Genomic DNA, 17,298 nt, shown 5'->3' with positions numbered 1-17,298 from the left:
CCGCTCGCCGTTCGTCGCTATGGTGTTGCGGTGACCGACACCGCCCCGATCGAACCGCGCGCGGCGGACGACACCTCGGCCGCTGTGGCTGAAGCGGCCGCTACAGCCACCGACCGGGAGGGCTCAGGCGCGGGTCCGCGCGCGCCGCGGACCTCGGGCAAGGCGGTGCTCGGCGCGTTCGCCGTGGCGGTCGGCGGCATCCTGCTGCTGGTGCCGTTGCTGCCGGCATCGCTCGGGGTCTTCGGCATGATCGCCGGGTGGATCTCGCGCCGTGAGCTCCGGGCAGATCCCGGCCTCGCAGGCGCCGGACTGTCGGCGTTCGCGTTCTTCGGCGGTGCGGTGCTCATCGCGGTGGTCGTGCTGCCGTGGCTGGTGCCGGCCCTGCTGCTCTTCCTCGCACCATAGGACGCTCCCGGCACCGCCGGAGCCGCCGGCACCTACGCGAGCGTCGTCGCCTCGGCTTCCGGTCCCGGGGTGGAGCCGAGCAGCCGGGAGGCCGAGGCGCTCCGAAAACAGCCCGCCAGATGGTCGTCGACCATGCCGCAGGCCTGCATCAGGGCATACATCGTGGTCGGACCGACGAACCGGAACCCTCGCGCGCGGAGGTCCTTGCTCATCGCGGTCGATTCCGGGGTGACCGCCGGCACGTCCGCGAAGGACGCCGGGGCCGCCGTGCGCGCCGGCGGAGCGAAGCTCCAGAGCAGCTCGTCGAGGGTGAGGTCGAGCGCGAGGGTCGCCCGGGCGTTGGCGATGGTCGCCTCGATCTTCCCGCGGTGCCGGATGATCCGGGCATCATCGAGCAGACGCATCACATCCTCGTCGGTCATGGCCGCCACTCGCGCGGGTTCGAAGCCATGGAAGACCTCGCGGAACGCTGGACGCCGCCGGAGGATGGTGATCCAGGAGAGGCCGGCCTGGAACCCTTCGAGGCAGAGCTTCTCGAAGAGGCGCACCGGGTCGTGCTGGGGCGTGCCCCACTCCTCGTCGTGATATCGCCGATACTCGGGGTCGGAGGCGCCCCACCCGCACCGCGTCAGCCCATCGTCGCCCGTGACGAGCTCGGGTCGGGGGATCACGCTCACGCCGCGAACCCGATCTGCTCGTGACCGAGCAGCCACAGTTTGGTCGGGATGCCGTTGCCGCCGGAATAGCCCGTGATGCGGCCGTCGCCGGCGAGCACACGGTGGCAGCCGACGATGATGGGCAGCGGGTTCGCGCCGACCGCCCCGCCGATGGCGCGGGCGGCACCGGGCCGACCCACCGCGGCCGCGAGTGCCCCATACGACGTGGCCTCGCCCCAGCCGAGCCGCGCGAGCTCGCCCCACACGGCCTGCTGGAACGCCGTACCAGTCGGCCGGACCGGGAGATCGAAGGAGGTCCGCGTGCCGGTGAAGTACTCGGTCAGCTGCTGCGCGGCGAGTTCGAGCACGGGACAGGTGCGCTCGGCGACCCCGTCGTGGGGGAGGGTGCCTGCGCGCTCGATGCTGAGCGAGGTGAGCGCCTCGCCGTCGGCGACGAGCTCGAGTCGCCCGATCGGGCTTTCGAGACGAATGAGATACACGTCGGTCATGCCACGAGCGTATCCAGCCCCGACGACATCGGCTCGCGGGATTCGGACATGGGAGAAGCGGCTCGAGGGGCGCGTCTGTGGAGGAGACGTCGCCGTCCACGAACCCTCCACAGGCGCGGCATCCGCAGCTGGGCGCACGACCTTCGCCCGCCCGCGGTCCGGTCCTGGCCGAGTCGCGACGCTCAGGGGATGACCACCATCATCCGCGCCGATCGAGCGCACGATTTCCTCGCCCTCCTGCCGCGCATCGCCGGCTACACGCCGGAGCGTTCGCTCGTGTGGGTGGCCTTCCGGGGCGCACGCACCCGGGCGGTGGCGCGCTTCGACCTGCCTCGGCGCGCCGCCGACCGCGATGCGCTCGTCGCGGCATCCATCGGACTGCTGTGCCGGCTCGAAGGGGTCGACGCGGTCGTCCCCGTGGTGTACTCCGACGCGGCGTTCCGCGGGCGACGGGGCAGCGGAGAGGCCGCGTTGCTGCGACTCGCCGTCCGCCGCGCGGAGGAGGCCGGGTTCCTCGTGCGGGACGCGCTTCGCGTGGCGTGCGATGCCTGGGGCTCCCTGCTCGACCCGGCCACGCCCGCCGCGGGACGGGACCTCGGCCTGATCGCGGCCAGCGCCGTGTGCGACGACCTGCCGGACGAGGACGCTCCGTCCGCCTCGGTCGCCCGGCTGGGCGTTCTGCCAGACGCGAACGCAGCCGAGCGGCAGGCGGTGGAGTCCGAGCTCCGATCGCTCGAACTCGACGAGCGCAGGGGCGGCGACCGGTTCGTCGACGCGATCTCGCGCCTCGGCGGCCTCGCGGACCCGGTCGCGCTCGTCGAGTTCCTCCTCGACGCGGACTGTACCGGCGAGTGCCGGCATCGCATCGCTCCGCACGTGCTCGCCTGGCTCGTGCACCTCGCCGCGCTGCCACGCTACCGCGATGCCCTCATGCTGCAGATCGCGTTCGGTCCGGACATCGGCAGCCTCGCGCTCGACGAGCCCGAAGACGAGCCCGACCACGAGCCGGATGACGAACTCGATGACGAACTCGATGACAAGCCCGAGGACGACGAGGAGGATGTCGCGGTCGGGCACGAGCACCAGCACGCGCGACGTGCCGACGTCGAAGGCGCTGCGGCGCTACGCGACCTCCTCAGCCGGCTTCTGGTCGGTCAGACGCGCGAACGGCCCGATGCGGCCCGTGTCGAGCACGGTCTCGCACTGCTGCGCCGCGCCGCATCCGTCGCGCCCGAGCGCTCCCGCGCCGGGGTGCTCTGCATGGCCGCATGGCTCGCGTGGAGCCGGGCACGCGGCTCGGCCGCCGCCGCCCTGCTCGAGCTCGCCGAGGACGCCGAGCCCGGGTATCCGATGGCGACGCTGCTGCTCCGCCTGCTCGGCACCGGCGCGCTGCCCGAGTGGTCCTTCGTCGAGCCGTCCGCGGAGGTCAGTGCCCGACCAGCGGACCGATGGCCCGCGCGATGAGCGACGGGCGACCCGTCAGCCGCTCCTCGGCGTCCGCGAGGGCCATGCCGCGCACGCCGAGGTTCGCCCCGAGGTACCGCAGCGGCTCGGGCTCCCAGAGCGGCGAACGGTGATTCGTCCACGGCAGGCGGGTGAGATCGGTGTCCCGGCCGAGCACGAGGTCGGCGAGGGTCCGGCCGGCGAGGTTCGTCGTCGAGAGGCCGTCCCCCACGTACCCGCCCGCGAAGCCGACGCCCGTCTTCGGGTTGTAACTCGCGGTGGCGTGCCAATCGCGCGCGACGCCGAGCGGCCCGCCCCAGCGGTGCGTCACGCGCACGTCGGCGAGCAGCGGAAACAGCTCCACCAGGGCCTCGCGGAGGTGCTCGAACACCCGGTCGACACGCTCGAACTCGGGCGACACCCGGCTGCCCCAGTGGTACCCGGCCCCGCGCCCGCCGAAGGCGAATCGGTTGTCGGCCGTCCGCTGCCCGTAGACGAGCAGATGGCGGTAGTCGCTGAAGGTCTGGCCGTGCTCCAGCCCGATCCGATCCCACACCTCCTCAGGCAGCGGCTCGGTGGCGATCATGAGCGAGTACAGCGGGAGGATGCGTCGCCGCACCCGCGGCAGCTCCGCCCCGTACCCCTCCGTGGCGACGATGACGTGGCGGGCGGAGACGGTGCCCGTCGCACCGGACCCGTCGAGCGCGCGGAACCGCACCCGCCCGGCCGACCAGTCGAGCACCTCCGTGCGCTCGAAGACGGCGACGCCCAGGGACTCGACGACCTCGGCCAGGCCGCGTACGAGCTTCGCGGGCTGCACGCGGGCGCACGCCGGGTCCATCACCGCCGCCGGCGTCTGGTCGTCGGCGCCGGTCACCTGGAACCGTCGCGAGACCGTGGCCTCATCCCAGTACTCGAGCCGGTCGACGCCGAACCGCCTGGCCTCCTCGACGTCGGCGAAGGCGGCGGCGCGCTGCACGGCGTCGCGCGCGAACACCACCGTGCCGCCCGGCACGAAGTCGCAGTCGATGCCCTCCTCCGCGACGACACGGCCGACCTCATCGACGGTCTCGACCATCGCGCGACGCATCGCCACGGCCGCCTCCCAGCCGTGCTCGCGCTCGAGGGAGGACGCCGACCGTGGGAAGAGCGCCGAGCACCACCCGCCGTTCCGGCCAGAGGCGCCGAAGCCGGCGATGTCCTTCTCGAGGATCGCGATGCGCAGGCCGGGATCGGCCTTCGCGAGCGAGTACGCCGTCCACAGAGCGGTGAGTCCGCCGCCGACGAGGCACACGTCGAACCAGGCGTTCGCCGTCAGCGACGAGCGCGGACGCAGACGGTCGCGGCCGGAGACGACCAGGTCGTCGAGCCAGAAGCTCGCGCGACGGTACGCCTCGGCCGCGGCATCCGTCTCGCGTCGTGCGCCCCGCCCCACGTCAGAGCCGGTTGGAGGCTTCGGTGAGGACGCTCCGCAGGATCTGCTCGATCTCCTGGAACTCGGGCACGCCGATCGTCAGCGGCGGTGCGAGCTGGATCACGGGGTCGCCGCGGTCGTCGGCGCGGCAGTACAGTCCGGCGTCGAACAGTGCCTTCGACAGGAACCCGCGCAGCAGCCGCTCCGACTCGTCGTCGTCGAAGGTCTCGCGGGTGGTCTTGTCCTTCACGAGCTCGATGCCGAAGAAGTACCCGTCACCGCGCACGTCGCCGACGATGGGCAGGTCGAGCAGCTTCTCGAGCTCCGCGCGGAACAGCGGCGAGTTCTCGCGGACGCGCTCGTTCAGGCCCTCCTCCTCGAAGATGTCGAGGTTCTCGAGCGCGACGGCGGCCGACACCGGGTGCCCGCCGAAGGTGTACCCGTGGTAGAAGCTCGTCGTGCCCTTCGAGAACGGCTCGTAGATCTTCTCCGACACGATCGTCGCGCCGATGGGGGAGTAGCCGGACGTCATCGCCTTCGCGCAGGTGATCATGTCGGGGACGTAGTCGTACGCGTCGCAGGCGAACATGTGCCCGATCCGGCCGAAGGCGCAGATGACCTCGTCGGAGACGAGCAGCACGTCGTACTGGTCGCAGATCTCGCGCACGCGCTTGAAGTACCCGGGCGGCGGCGGGAAGCAGCCGCCCGAGTTCTGCACCGGCTCGAGGAACACCGCGGCCACCGTCTCGGGGCCCTCGAACTGGATCATCTCCTCGATGCGGTTCGCGGCCCAGATGCCGAACGCCTCGACGTCGTCGGCCGGAGCGCCGACCTCGGCGGCACGGTAGAAGTTCGTGTTCGGCACGCGGAACCCGCCCGGGGTCAGCGGCTCGAACATCTCCTTCATCGCCGGGATGCCCGTGATCGCGAGCGCGCCCTGCGGCGTGCCGTGGTAGGCGACGGACCGGGAGATGACCTTGTGCTTGGTGGGGCGGCCCTGCAGCTTCCAGTAGTACTTCGCGAGCTTGAAGGCGGTCTCGACCGCCTCGCCGCCGCCCGTCGAGAAGAACACCCGGTTGAGGTCACCGGGGGCGTAGTCGGCCAGCCGGTCGGCCAATTCGATCGCGGACGGGTGGGCGTACGACCAGATCGGGAAGAACGCGAGCTGCTCCGCCTGCTTGGCCGCCACCTCGGCGAGACGCCGGCGACCGTGTCCGGCGTTCACGACGAACAGACCCGAGAGACCGTCGAAGTACTTCCGGCCCTCCACGTCGTAGATGTGGTGGCCCTCGCCGCGGGTGATGATCGGCACGCCCGCGGTCTCCATCGTGGACTGGCGGGCGAAGTGCATCCACAGGTGGTCCTTCGCCTGCTGCTGCAGCGCCGCGTTGTCGTAGTCGGGGTCGGTCATGATCTTCCCTTCCATGGGGTGCGGCGGTTACCGCGTGCCCCAGTTGTAGAACTGCTTCTGCAGTTTCAGGTAGACGAACGTCTCGGTCGTCTGCACGCCCTCGAGGTTGCGGATGCGCGAGTTCAGCAGCGAGATGAGCTGGTCGTCGTTCTCGCAGACCACTTCGGCGAGCACGTCGAAGCTGCCGGCCGTGAGCACGACGTAATCGATCTCGGGGATCTCCGCGAGCTGCTCGGCGAGCCGACGGGTATCGCCGCCCGCGCGGATCCCGATCATCGCCTGGCGGGTGAAGCCCAGCTGCATCGGATCGGTGACGGCCACGATCTGCATGACCCCCGACTCCGTGAGCCGCTGGACGCGCTGGCGCACAGCCGCCTCGCTGAGGCCCACCGCCTTCCCGATGTCGGCGTACGAGCGCCGCCCATCGGCCTGGAGCTGCTCGACGATCGCCTTGGAGACGTCGTCGAGGTGCGCAGGCCGCTCACGAGAACGCCCGGTGTTCGTCATGGCCTCGATTGTGACAGCGGCGGATGCCACGAGCAAGCGATTCCGTCGAATCCGGTGTCTTTCACGACGGATTCGATGGAGAACGCTCGATTCCAGCATCGATTCCCGCCTAGCATGGCCGAATGTGCACCGGCGCGCGTGGAACCGTGCGCCGGTCGCAGCCACCACCGAGGCATCAGGAGAGCGAATGACCGGCCCCACCCTCAGGAACTTCATCGACGGCGCACCCGCCGACGCCCGCGGCGACGCCACGATCGACCTCGTCGATCCCGCGACCGAGGAGGTGTACGCGAGCGCGCCGGTGTCGGTCGAGGCGGACGTCGACGCCGCGTACGCCGCCGCCTCACGGGCCTTCGCGACCTGGGGCCGCACCACGCCCGCCGACCGGCAGCTCGCGCTGTTCCGGCTCGCCGACGCACTGGCCGACCGAGCCGAGGAGCTCGCCGATCTCGAGTCGCAGGACACCGGCAAGCCGCGCGCGAGCCTGGTCGCCGACGAGATCGACCAGTCGGTCGACCAGCTCCGCTTTTTCGCCGGCGCCGCCCGCAACCTCGAGGGGCGGGGTGCGGCGGAGTACCTCGCGGGACACACGTCGTACGTGCGCCGCGAACCCATCGGCGTCGTCGGCCAGGTGACGCCGTGGAACTATCCGCTGAACATGGCGATCTGGAAGATCGCTCCCGCGATCGCCGCCGGCAATACCGTGGTCCTGAAGCCGTCCGACACGACGCCGCTGTCGACGCTCCGGCTCGCGGAGGTCGCGGCCGAGGTGCTGCCGCCCGGCGTGCTCAACGTGGTCCTCGGCGACCGGTCGACGGGTGCCGCGCTGCTCGGGCATCCGACGCCGCAGCTCGTGGCGATCACCGGGTCCGTCCGCGCGGGCATGGAAGTCGCCCGGGCCGCCGCCGACGACCTGAAGCGCGTCCACCTCGAACTCGGCGGCAAGGCGCCGGCCATCGTGTTCGCCGACACCGACCTCGCGCAGGCCGCCGAGGGCATCGTCACCGCGGCCTACTTCAACGCCGGGCAGGACTGCACCGCCGCGACCCGCCTGCTGGTGCACGAATCCGTCCACGACGAGCTCGTGGCCCTGGTGCGGGAGCGCGTCGCCACGCACGCGCGAACCGGCGGGCCGCGCGAACCGGGCGTCTTCTACGGGCCGCTGAACAACGCCGACCAGCTCGCCATGGTGTCGGGCTTCGTCGACCGGCTGCCCGACCACGCCGAGGTCGTCGTGGGCGGACGCCGGCAGGGCGACCGCGGCTACTTCTACGAGGCCACGGTGGTCACGGGGCTCCGCCAGGACGACGAACTGGTGCAGAGCGAGGTCTTCGGTCCCGTGCTCGCGGTCCAGTCGTTCCGCGACGAGGCCGAGGCGATCGCCATGGCGAACGGAGTGCCCTACGCGCTCGCGGCGTCGGTCTGGACCGGCGACCACGGGCGCGCCATGCGCTTCGCGCGCGACCTCGACTTCGGCTGCGTGTGGATCAACACCCACATCCCGTTCGTCTCCGACATGCCCCACGGCGGGTTCAAGCACTCCGGCTACGGCAAGGACCTCTCCCAGTACGGCTTCGAGGACTACACGCGCGTGAAGCACGTCATGAGCTTCCTCGGCGGGTGACCGGCGGCAGTGCCAGACTGGGCAGCATGCTCTCCGGCCAGGTGCGCGCCTCCGACGTCTCGGACACGGCCGCGTGGGATGTGGTCGTCGGCGCCCGGTTCATCGCGACGTTCCGCGCACCCGCGCCCACGCGCGTCCTGGAGGCGTTCGAGGAGCTCGCCCGCGCCCCGCGTCCGGAGCTCGAGGCGCTGATCGCGGGCATCCCGCTCGGACGCGCCGGGGTGGAGTCCTTCGCGCTCGTCTGGTGGCCCGCCGCCGGCGAACCGCTCACCGCGGTCGTGCGCGGGGATGCCGCGGTCGACCTCGCCTCACCCGGCGGTCGTCGGCGGCTGGACTCGCGAGGCATCCGGCCCTGGCACCTCGCCGAGTTCCGTGACGTGCAAGCGCTGCGGATCGGGGCGGCCGGGGCATCCCTCGACGCCTTGGGGGAGGCCACGACCGCCGTCGAGGGACCGGTGGCCCGTCTCCGAGCCGCGTCGGTGGAGTGGCATCCGGACGACGCACCGCAGCGGGCCGCCGGCGCGGACCGCGACACGGCGGAGGTGCCGGAGCCGGCGGGGACGGGGTCGGGTGCCCCCGCATCCGCCACGACGGAATCCGCGGCGACCGAGTCCCTCGCACCCGCGTTCGCCGCCACCGAGTCCGCTCACGCCGCGACCGAGTCCGCTTCCGCCGCGGCACCGACCCCCGCCGGACCGCCCCCGCCCGATCCCGTGTTCGGCTACCGCATCGCCGGCGGGGAAGCCCGCGTCGCGAGCGGGGCCGTGCTCATCGGCCGCAGGCCCGCGCCGCCCCGGATCCCGACGGCCCCGGTGGAACTCGTGCAGGTTCCGGCCGGTGCATCCGCGGTGTCCGCCACCCATCTCGAGCTCCGGCTCGAGGGCAGCCGGATCGTGGCGACCGACCTCCGCTCGACCAACGGCACCGTCGTGAGAACCGCGACCGGCACGCGGCGGATGCGCTCCGGCGAGTCGATCGTCGTCTCCCCGGGGGTCGAGCTCGACCTCGGAGGCGATACGATCGTCGAGATCCTCCCGCCCCCGGTGGATCAGGCGCACCCCGACAGGCAGGCCACCGCGTGACGCAGATCGGCAACGGCAACCCCCGATTCCGGGTGACGCTGCCCGGCGGGAGCGAGATCCGACTCGCCTGGTCGGCGATCACCCACACCGGGCTCCGGCGCGAGGTCAACGAAGACAGCTACCTGGCGCAGCCGCCCGTCTTCGCGGTCGCCGACGGCATGGGCGGCCACGCCGCGGGCGACTTCGCGAGCGCCGCGGTGGTCACCCGGCTCGCCGAGCACGGCGGCCGCCAGCTGGTCGGCACACCGGAGATCGACCAGTCGCTCCGCCTCGCCGTGCAGGACATGGGCCGGGGCTCCGGCGTCACCGACGAGGGCAGCGGAACCACCGTCACGGGGGTCGCACTCGGCGAGATCTCGGGGGAGCCGGCCTGGCTCGTGTTCAACATCGGCGACTCGCGCGTGTACCGGCTCGTGGGCGGGGTGCTCGAGCAGCTGACGGTCGACCATTCGGTCGTGCAGGAGCTCGTCGATGCCGGGCAGATCACCCGCGAGGAAGCCGACACCCACCCCCACTCGAACGTGATCACCCGGGCGGTCGGGTTCCACGAGGCCCCGCTGCCCGATTACCGGGCCGTCGCCGTCGAGCCGGGCATGCGGCTGCTGGTCTGCTCCGACGGACTGACGAAGGAGCTCACCTCGTACGGCATCCGGCACTTCCTGCTCGCCAACCCGAAGGCCGAGCCCGCCGCCCGCGCCCTCGTCGATGCCGCCCTCGGCAACGGCGGGCGCGACAACGTCACCGTCGTGGTGGTCGACGTCCTCGCCGTCGCGAGGCCCGAGGCCGAGGCATCCGGGGCCTGACCGGGTTCGCCCGCCGACGGCGGGCCGGACGACCGGCGCAGCCCGTTCGCCGCGCTCGCCGTCGTCCGTAGAATGGGGGCACCGGGCCGCGACCGGCGTCGGGTCGCTCGCGCACCCGGCCGACCCGATGGAGGAACGTGTCGAGGCGACTGCCGTCCACGCCGCCCAACCTGCCGGGCTTCGCCTTCGTCCGCGTGCTCGGCTCCGGCGGCTTCGCCGACGTGTTCCTCTACGAGCAGAACATGCCGCGCCGGCTCGTCGCCGTGAAGGTGCTGCTCGCCGAGGTCGTGAACGACGAGGTGCGGCAGATGTTCCAGGCCGAGGCGAACCTCATGGCGCAGCTGTCGAGCCATCCGTCGATCCTCACCGTGTTCCAGGCGAGCGTCGCGGCCGACGGTCGCCCGTACCTCGTCATGGAGTACTGCTCCTCGTCGCTCGCGCAGCGCTACCGCGCGGTGCAGCTGCCCCTCAGCGAAGTGCTCTCGACGGGCGTCCGCATCGCGAGCGCCGTCGAGACCGCGCACCGGCAGGGCGTGCTGCACCGCGACATCAAACCCTCGAACATCCTCACGACCGCCTACGGGCACCCGGTGCTCTCCGACTTCGGCATCGCCGCGACGCTCGGCGAGACCGGACGAGCCGACTCGGTCGGCCTGTCCATCCCGTGGTCCGCCCCCGAAGTGGTCCGCGACGAGGTGCCCGGCACGGTCGCGAGCGAGGTCTGGTCGCTCGGCGCGACGGTGTACTCCCTCCTCGCGGGACGGAGCCCGTTCGAAGTCGTCGGCGGCGACAACGGCTCGTCCGCCCTCGTCTCCCGCGTCGAACGTGCCAAGGTGCCGCCGATCGGCCGGGCCGACGTGCCGCCCTCGCTCGAACAGGTGCTGGCGCGGGCGATGAGCCGTCGCCCGGCCGACCGCCAGGCGGGCGCGCTGGAGTTCGCACGCGACCTGCAAGCCGTCGAAGAGGAGCTCGGGCTGCCCCAGACGGCGGTCGAGGTGGCGATGGACGACTGGGCGCTCGCCACCGCCGTCGACCTCGACGAGCGGACGAGGGTCGGCGGCGGGCACGCCATCGCCGGTTCCGCGAACGCCGGGCGCCGTCGCCGCCGCCAGGCGGCCAGGCAGCCGCGCACCGCATCGGAGCCCCGCACCGCCGACTCCGGCACCCGTCGGGGTCGCACCCCGCCGTCGGCCCGCCGTCTCGTGTGGGGCGCAGCCGTCGCGGCCGCGCTGCTCGTCGCGGTCGTCGCGGCCGGCACCGCCTTCCTGGTGCAGGCCGGCAGCGGCATCCCGGTCGTCTCCGAGGTGCGCGCGACCGTCGAGGGCACCACCGTCCGGTTCAGCTGGGACGACCCCGGCCTCGCCACCGGCGACACCTACCTCGTGACCGTCGACGAGGTCGTCGAGCCGGCCCGCAGGGATCCGGTGCTGGTGGTCGAGGCCGGTGATCGCGGGAGGGTCTGCGCGAGCGTGCGCGTCAGCCGCGACGGCCGGTCGGGTCAGCCGAGTCCGCAGCAGTGCGTCGACGTCGGACAGGCGGCCGGCTGATGCGGATGCCGCGCCTCGAACACCGCCGCTCGGCCGTCATCACCGCGCTCGCGGTGACCGCGCTCGTGGGCGTCGTCGGCGGGGTCGCGGTCGCGTCCGACGGGTACCGGGCGGAGCAGGTCGAGCTCGGCGACGGTGCGGTCTGGGTCGTGAACGACGCACGCCAGGCGATCGGCCGGGCGAGCACGATGGTGCGCGAGCTGAACGCCGCCGTCGAGACGGGAGCGAACCGGGTCGACCTCGTGCAGCGCGGGCCGACGGTGCTCGCGGTCGACGCCGATCACGCGAACGTCTCGATCGTGGACCCTGCGACGGCGACGGTCGTGGACACGGTCGCCGTCCCGCCGGACGACCCGGTGGTCGCGATCGGCGGGGGCCAGGTCGTCGTCGCCGACGGCGGCGACATCCGGACGATCCCGGCGGCGGACTTCGCGGAGTTCGACGCCGCCGCCGATCCGTCGCTCTCGTTCGGTCCGGGCGCCGTCGTCTCGGTCGATGCCGACGGGCGCATCTTCGCCTACCGCCCGTCGACCGGCGACATCGCCGAGGTCGACGCGGCCGCGTCCACCTCGGTCGCGCGGCGGTGGCAGGTCGATGCGGCGGACGACGCGGCCGAAGCCGGCACGCCTCCGCAGATCACCTCGGTCGGCGGGCGCTGGGCGGTGTTCGACCCGCAGCGCTCCGCGCTGCTGCTCGACGGACGCACGGTCGAGCTCGACGACGTGATCCGGGCCGGGGACGCGCCGGTGCTGCAGGCCCCTTCGATCGACGGATCGGTCGTGGCGCTCGCGACTCGGCGCGGCCTCGTCGTCGTCCCGCTCGACGGCGGCGTCCCGCGCGAGGTCGTCGACGACCGCGGCGGACTGCCGGCGCAGCCGGTCCGCCATCGGGGCTGCCTCCACGCGGCGTGGGCGGATGGCACGGCCTGGCGCGACTGCCCCGGGGCGGAGCCGATCCAGGTCCAGCTCGAACGCGGGGCGGGTGCTGCCTCCCTGACGTTCCGCGCCAACGAGGACGCCCTCGTGCTGAACGACGCGCGCACGGGACGCAGCTGGGCCGCGGCGGAGGACCACGCGCTCATCGACGACTGGGACCGGCTCCTCGCCGACGACCGTGACGAGCAGACGGTCGAGCGCAACGACCCCACGACCCCGCCGACGGTCGAGACGGCCCAGGTGCCGCCGGTCGCGGAGGACGATGCGCTCGGCGCGCGCCCGGGACGGGCGAGCCTGCTTCCGGTGCTCCTGAACGACTACGACGCCAACGGCGACGTGCTCGCGATCGAAGGGGTGGACGCCGTCCTCCCGCCGGGCGTGCGGCTCGACGTGGTGTCCGAGCGGCAGCAGTTGCAGCTCACCCTCGACGAGCGCGCCTCAGGGACGCTGACGTTCGGCTACACGGTCACCGACGGCCGCGGCGGCACCGATGCGGCGACGGTCGTGGTCGAGGTGCGCGGACCCGACGAGAACGGCCCGCCCGAACAGCGCCGGAGCACCACGGCGGCCGTGTCCGCCGGCGGCCGGGTGACCGTGCCGGTGCTCGGCGAGTGGGTGGATCCGGACGGAGACCCCTTCTTCCTCCGCGAAGCGCGCACGGCGGAGCCCGACCGGGTGACCTCCACCGCCGATGGAGTCGTCGTGTTCGACGAGCGGACCGGCGCGGGCGGGACACGCTCGGTCGCGCTCGTCGTCGACGACGGGCGCAGTGCGGGCGCCGGCGTGCTCGACGTCGACGTGCCGGCTGCAGGTCCGGTGCCGCTCGTCGCCGAGCCGTTCATCGCCCTCGCGACGGCGGGCGAGGAGGTGGCCATCGAGCCGCTGCGCCACGTCCGAGGCGGGAGCGGCACCGTCCGGCTCATCGGCGTGCCGGGCAAGCCCGATGCGACGCTCGTCGCCGACTTCGACCGCGGCGTCTTCCGGTTCTCGAGCGAGGTGGCCCGCACCCACCTCGTCGAATACACGGTCACCGACGGGGTGCAGACCGCCGTGGGCCAGGTCCGGGTCGAGGTGGAGACTCCGCCCGACCGGGACCCGACCCCGATCACGGTGCCCCACACGGCGTTCGTGCGCGTCGGCCAGGACGTCGAGGTCGACGTGCTGGCCACCGACATCGACCCGATCGGCGGGGTGCTCCTGCTCACCGGGGTCGACGCCGAGGGCACGTCGCAGGTGCGCGCCGAGCTCATCGAGCACCGCGTCATCCGCATCGCGCTCCTCGGACCGCTCGAACAGGGCTCCGTCGAGATCGGCTATCGGGTGAGCAACGGTCTCGCCGAGGCCGACGGGCGCGTGACTGTCGTCGAGGTTCCGCCGCCCGCGCAGCCGCAGCCGCCCGTCGCCGTGCCCGACCGCGTGTCCGCCCGGACGGGCGACGTGGTCGACATCCCGGTGCTGGCGAACGACGAGCACCCCGACGGCGACCCGCTCGCCCTCGCGCCCGAACTCGTGCAGCAGCCCGACCGCGGGTTCGCCTTCACCTCCGGCGATCGTGTGCGCTACCTCGCGCCCGACGAGCCGGGGGAGTACCGCGCCGAGTACCGCGTCGACGGGCCCGACCACCAGTACGCGACGGCCGTCGTGGAGATCTCCGTGCGCGAGGCGGACCCGGTGACGAACACCGCGCCGGCGCCGGTGGCCGTCACCGCGCGCGCGCTCGCCGGCGAGACCGTGCGCATTCCGATCCCGCTCGCCGGCGTCGACCCCGACGGGGACTCGGTCCAGCTGCTGGGCGAGTACTCCGCGCCCGAGCGCGGCACGGTGCTGGCGCGCGGTGCGGACTGGCTCGAGTACCGCGCCGGCGAGTATTCGCCGGGCACCGACGACTTCCGGTACGAGGTGATGGACGCCCTCGGCGGGCGGGCGACCGGGAGTGTCCGGGTGGGGATCGCGCCGAGACCCGACGGCGCCCGCGCTCCCGTGGCGGCGAGCGACGCGCTCACCGTCCGCCCCGGTCGCACGGTCGCCGTCCGGGTGCTGGAGAACGACTCCGATCCCGATGGCGGCGCGCTGACGATCACCGCGGTCGAGGCGACCGGCGGTGACGCGACGGCCGAGATCGGCGACGGCGTGATCCTCGTCGACGTGCCCGACGCGGAGGGCACGTTCTCGTTCCAGTACACGATCGAGAACGAACAGCTGGCGACCGCCTCGAGCTACCTCCGGATCGACGCGGTCGCCGACGCTGCCCTCACGCGCCCGGAGGCGACCGATGTCGTGCTCGGGCTCAGCGACATCCTCGACCGCGACGTCGTCGACGTGGACGTGCTCGACGCCGCGTTCATCGCCGACGCGTCGGTCTCACGCGCCGACGTCGGCCTCGTCGACGGGTACGACGACGCAGCCTCGGTGCGCGGCGACGGGCGGGTGCGCGTCGAGGTGCAGGATCGGCGGCGGATCATCCCGTTCACGATCAGCCATCCCGACGACCCCTCGCTCGTGGCGACGGCGTTCATCCAGGTGCCGGGTCGGGACGACGCGGTGCCGCAGCTTCGCGCCGATGCACCGCGTGTGCGGGTGGACAGCGGTGAGACGGTGGAGCTCGATCTCGCCGACTTCGTCATCGCCGCGTCGGGCCGCCCCGTGAGGCTGACGGATGCCGCGTCGGTGCGGGCCTCGCACAGCGACGGGGGCTCCCTCGTGATCGATGCCGACACTCTGCGGTTCCGTTCGGAGGCGGGCTACTTCGGCCCGGCCTCGATCTCGTTCGCCGCGACCGACGGCGAGTCGCCCGACGACCCGCGGGCGAGGACGGGCACGATCGTCATCCCCATCGAGGTGCGGCCGGCCGAGGGTGTGCCGCCCGCCTTCATGGGCGCGGTCGTCGACCTCCAGCCCGACCAGAGCAAGCGCATCGCGCTCGCGAAGCTCACCAACCGCGCCGATGCGAAGGCCGCCTCGGGGCTCGAGTTCTCGATCGGCGACCTGCCCGACGGGTTCTCGGCGTCTCTCGACGGGACCATGCTGACTGTGCGGGCCGACGGCGGCGCCCGCTACGGCCTGACGGCAGCCCTGCCGGTGTCGGTGTCCGACGCGGAGGGTGCGGGGACCCCGGGAACCATCCAGCTTCGCGTGGTGCCGTCGACGCGGCCCCTCGCCGAGCCCGTTCCGGACACCGCGGTCGCCGAGCGCGGCCGTACGACGCAGATCGACGTGCTCGCGAACGACCAGGCGGGCAACCCGTTCCCCGGGACTCCACTCGAGGTGATCGGCGTGGCCGGCGCCGACGCCCGAAGCCTGCCCGCCGGCGTCCGGGTGTCGCCGAGCGGTGACCGGTCGAAGCTGACGGTGACGGTCTCCCCGTCCGCCGAGCCCGCCAACACCACGCTCCAGTACCAGGTTGCGGATGCGACCGGGGACCCCAGCCGGTTCGCGTGGGGCACGGTGACGATCTCGGTGCAGGACCGGCCGGACCCGGTGACGAACGCCAGGGTCACCGGCTTCGGCGACGGCAGGCTCGATGTCGCATTCGGCGCCGGGGCGGCGAACAACTCGCCGATCCGCGGGTACGACCTCACCCTGCTGGACGCCGCCGACGGCTCGACGGTCGGCGGGGGCGAGTGCACCGGCACGACGTGCACGCTCGACACCCCGGGCAATGGCCGCGATCACGCGGTGATCGTGCGCGTGCAGGCGCGCAACGCGATCGGGCTGTCCAGCCCGGTCGACGTGCCGGGCGCGGTCTGGTCGGACGTGGTGCCCGGTCCGCCGTCGGGGCTCGAGGCAAGGCCCCTCGACGGCCGGCTGCGCGTGGAATGGCGGCCCGTCGACGCAGGCGGCGGCAGCGCGGTCGGCTCGTACGTCGTGACCGTGGCGGGTGCGGCCACCGAGGTGGACGCGGGCACCGTCTGCACGGCGAGCCTCTGCGCGTTCGAGACCCAGCCGCTCGCGAACGGCAGTCAGGTGCCGGTCTCGGTGAGCGCCCGCAACCAGGCCTACCCGGCCCTCGCCTCGTGGACCGAGGCGGGCACCGTCGGCACCCCGTTCGGTGCGCCCCTGCCGGCTGGGATCCAGGTGATCGGCGACGCGGCATCGGGCACGGTGACCGTGCTGTGGTCGCCGTTCGAGGGCAACGGCGACGGCGTCGGCGGGTACTTCGTGCAGCAGCTCGTCGCCGGGGAGACGGCTGTGCCGAGCGGCCCGCAGGCGTGCCGGGTCACCTCGCCCGCGCCCGGCCAGGTCGTGCCGCCCACCAACGGCGGCAGTGTCGAGCGCTCGGTCGCCACCGGTCCGGATGCCTCGAGCGTGCAGTTCAGCGGCACCTCGGTCGAGTCGGCGCAGTATTCGTTCGTCGTGTGGGGCTACAACCGGGCCGGGTGCAGTCACACCGAGGTCGCCGCCGTCGTCGTCCGACCGGCGCCCGGACCCGTGGGCGGCGTCGCGAGCGACATGGCCTGGCAGAGCGAAACGACCTTCGACCGCTACGTCTCCGGTGTGCAGGGCTCGGCGTCGACCGTCCAGATCGTCGCAACCGACCGCCGGGGCGTCCACCTCGGCGAGCCCCGGACCTTCTCCGGGACCGGGTGGCTCCGCGAACTGCTCGGGCGCCCCTTCGGCGAGACCGCCTACTTCCAGGTCCGCAGCTGCGCCGTGTGGGGTTCCTGCGGCCCATGGTCGGAGACGATCCCGGGCGGCGAAAGCCCGTCCCTCACCTTCGCGGTGCCGGGCCGCACGTGGAACGAGCAGACCGGGTCGTGGAGCTGGGCGGGGCCGCCCGCGAACGGCGGGCTGCCCGCCTCGTTCCGGTGCGGGGTCGAGGGCGACGAGTGGGGCCGGCACGCGCAAGGTTCCGGATCGTGCCAGGTGCCGGGTGCGAGACCCGGCGACCGGGTCTGGTTGGATGTCGAGGTGGCCGGCGTGACGGCGACCTTCTGGAACCGTTGAGCGCAGCGAAGGAGCTCC

Annotated in this window: 12 protein-coding genes; 7 read left to right on the top strand and 5 right to left on the bottom strand. The window is 73.0% G+C overall.

Going from position 1 to position 17,298, the window contains the following annotated elements; translation table 11 throughout:
• Positions 1–30 precede the first annotated feature (30 nt).
• The gene (locus ABIQ69_RS10855; RefSeq protein ID WP_350347133.1) at positions 31–405 is read left to right on the top strand and encodes a hypothetical protein; all 375 of its coding nucleotides are present in this window, start codon (positions 31–33) and stop codon (positions 403–405) included.
• 32 nt (positions 406–437) lie between these two features.
• On the opposite strand, the gene ABIQ69_RS10850 is transcribed toward ABIQ69_RS10855, so the two are convergent.
• Together ABIQ69_RS10850 and ABIQ69_RS10845 are read right to left on the bottom strand one after the other, a co-directional pair.
• Complete coding sequence (locus ABIQ69_RS10850) at positions 438–1,073, bottom strand: DNA-3-methyladenine glycosylase I (protein ID WP_350350009.1); 636 nt, start codon at positions 1,071–1,073, stop codon at positions 438–440.
• Positions 1,074–1,078: 5 nt separating this feature from the next.
• Positions 1,079–1,570 carry a methylated-DNA--[protein]-cysteine S-methyltransferase gene (locus ABIQ69_RS10845; protein ID WP_350347132.1) on the bottom strand — a complete coding sequence of 164 codons (492 nt, stop codon included), beginning with the start codon at positions 1,568–1,570 and terminating at the stop codon, positions 1,079–1,081.
• A gap of 189 nt (positions 1,571–1,759) precedes the next feature.
• Between ABIQ69_RS10845 and ABIQ69_RS10840 the strand changes: the two genes are divergently transcribed.
• Positions 1,760–3,034, top strand: coding sequence for a DUF4192 family protein (locus ABIQ69_RS10840; protein WP_350347131.1), 1,275 nt, complete (start codon positions 1,760–1,762; stop codon positions 3,032–3,034).
• On the opposite strand, the gene ABIQ69_RS10835 is transcribed toward ABIQ69_RS10840, so the two are convergent.
• The 3 genes from ABIQ69_RS10835 to ABIQ69_RS10825 are packed head-to-tail and all read right to left on the bottom strand — an operon-like array spanning position 2,997 to position 6,345.
• A complete protein-coding gene (locus ABIQ69_RS10835; protein ID WP_350347130.1) occupies positions 2,997–4,448 on the bottom strand; it encodes an FAD-binding oxidoreductase in 1,452 nt (483 codons plus the stop codon). The two genes, ABIQ69_RS10840 and ABIQ69_RS10835, sit on opposite strands and share 38 nt — an antisense overlap.
• Position 4,449: 1 nt before the next feature.
• The gene (locus tag ABIQ69_RS10830) at positions 4,450–5,838 is read right to left on the bottom strand and encodes an aspartate aminotransferase family protein (protein WP_350347129.1); all 1,389 of its coding nucleotides are present in this window, start codon (positions 5,836–5,838) and stop codon (positions 4,450–4,452) included.
• Positions 5,839–5,865: 27 nt separating this feature from the next.
• Positions 5,866–6,345: an Lrp/AsnC family transcriptional regulator gene (locus tag ABIQ69_RS10825; RefSeq protein ID WP_350347128.1), complete on the bottom strand. Its 480-nt coding sequence runs from the start codon at positions 6,343–6,345 to the stop codon at positions 5,866–5,868.
• A 187-nt stretch (positions 6,346–6,532) separates the two neighbouring features.
• Here ABIQ69_RS10825 and ABIQ69_RS10820 point away from each other — a divergent pair, with 187 nt between their 5' ends.
• The 5 genes from ABIQ69_RS10820 to ABIQ69_RS10800 all read left to right on the top strand — a co-directional run bounded on the left by ABIQ69_RS10820 (position 6,533) and on the right by ABIQ69_RS10800 (position 17,280).
• A complete protein-coding gene (locus tag ABIQ69_RS10820) occupies positions 6,533–7,969 on the top strand; it encodes an aminobutyraldehyde dehydrogenase (RefSeq protein ID WP_350347127.1) in 1,437 nt (478 codons plus the stop codon).
• A gap of 26 nt (positions 7,970–7,995) precedes the next feature.
• Positions 7,996–9,051, top strand: coding sequence for an FHA domain-containing protein (locus tag ABIQ69_RS10815; RefSeq protein WP_350347126.1), 1,056 nt, complete (start codon positions 7,996–7,998; stop codon positions 9,049–9,051).
• Complete coding sequence (locus tag ABIQ69_RS10810; RefSeq protein WP_350347125.1) at positions 9,048–9,854, top strand: protein phosphatase 2C domain-containing protein; 807 nt, start codon at positions 9,048–9,050, stop codon at positions 9,852–9,854. Before ABIQ69_RS10815 ends, ABIQ69_RS10810 begins: the two co-directional genes overlap by 4 nt.
• A 137-nt stretch (positions 9,855–9,991) precedes the next feature.
• Complete coding sequence (locus ABIQ69_RS10805) at positions 9,992–11,401, top strand: serine/threonine-protein kinase (protein WP_350347124.1); 1,410 nt, start codon at positions 9,992–9,994, stop codon at positions 11,399–11,401.
• 5 nt (positions 11,402–11,406) lie between these two features.
• A complete protein-coding gene (locus tag ABIQ69_RS10800; RefSeq protein ID WP_350347123.1) occupies positions 11,407–17,280 on the top strand; it encodes an Ig-like domain-containing protein in 5,874 nt (1,957 codons plus the stop codon).
• Positions 17,281–17,298 lie beyond the last annotated feature (18 nt).

The sequence above is a fragment of the Agromyces sp. G08B096 genome (assembly GCF_040267705.1).
Classification (GTDB): domain Bacteria; phylum Actinomycetota; class Actinomycetes; order Actinomycetales; family Microbacteriaceae; genus Agromyces.
The sequence above is the reverse complement of the archived record's forward strand: the minus strand, read 5'-3'. Positions and strand labels throughout refer to the sequence as shown.

What these genes read in the sequence shown, in the direction of transcription:
- ABIQ69_RS10825 (WP_350347128.1), bottom strand. Translation starts at nt 6,345, where the DNA reads ATGACGAACACCGGGCGTTCTCGTGAGCGGCCTGCGCACCTCGACGAC.
- ABIQ69_RS10830 (WP_350347129.1), bottom strand. Translation starts at nt 5,838, where the DNA reads ATGACCGACCCCGACTACGACAACGCGGCGCTGCAGCAGCAGGCGAAG.
- ABIQ69_RS10845 (WP_350347132.1), bottom strand. Translation starts at nt 1,570, where the DNA reads ATGACCGACGTGTATCTCATTCGTCTCGAAAGCCCGATCGGGCGACTC.
- ABIQ69_RS10840 (WP_350347131.1), top strand. Translation starts at nt 1,760, where the DNA reads ATGACCACCATCATCCGCGCCGATCGAGCGCACGATTTCCTCGCCCTC.
- ABIQ69_RS10815 (WP_350347126.1), top strand. Translation starts at nt 7,996, where the DNA reads ATGCTCTCCGGCCAGGTGCGCGCCTCCGACGTCTCGGACACGGCCGCG.
- ABIQ69_RS10800 (WP_350347123.1), top strand. Translation starts at nt 11,407, where the DNA reads ATGCCGCGCCTCGAACACCGCCGCTCGGCCGTCATCACCGCGCTCGCG.
- ABIQ69_RS10820 (WP_350347127.1), top strand. Translation starts at nt 6,533, where the DNA reads ATGACCGGCCCCACCCTCAGGAACTTCATCGACGGCGCACCCGCCGAC.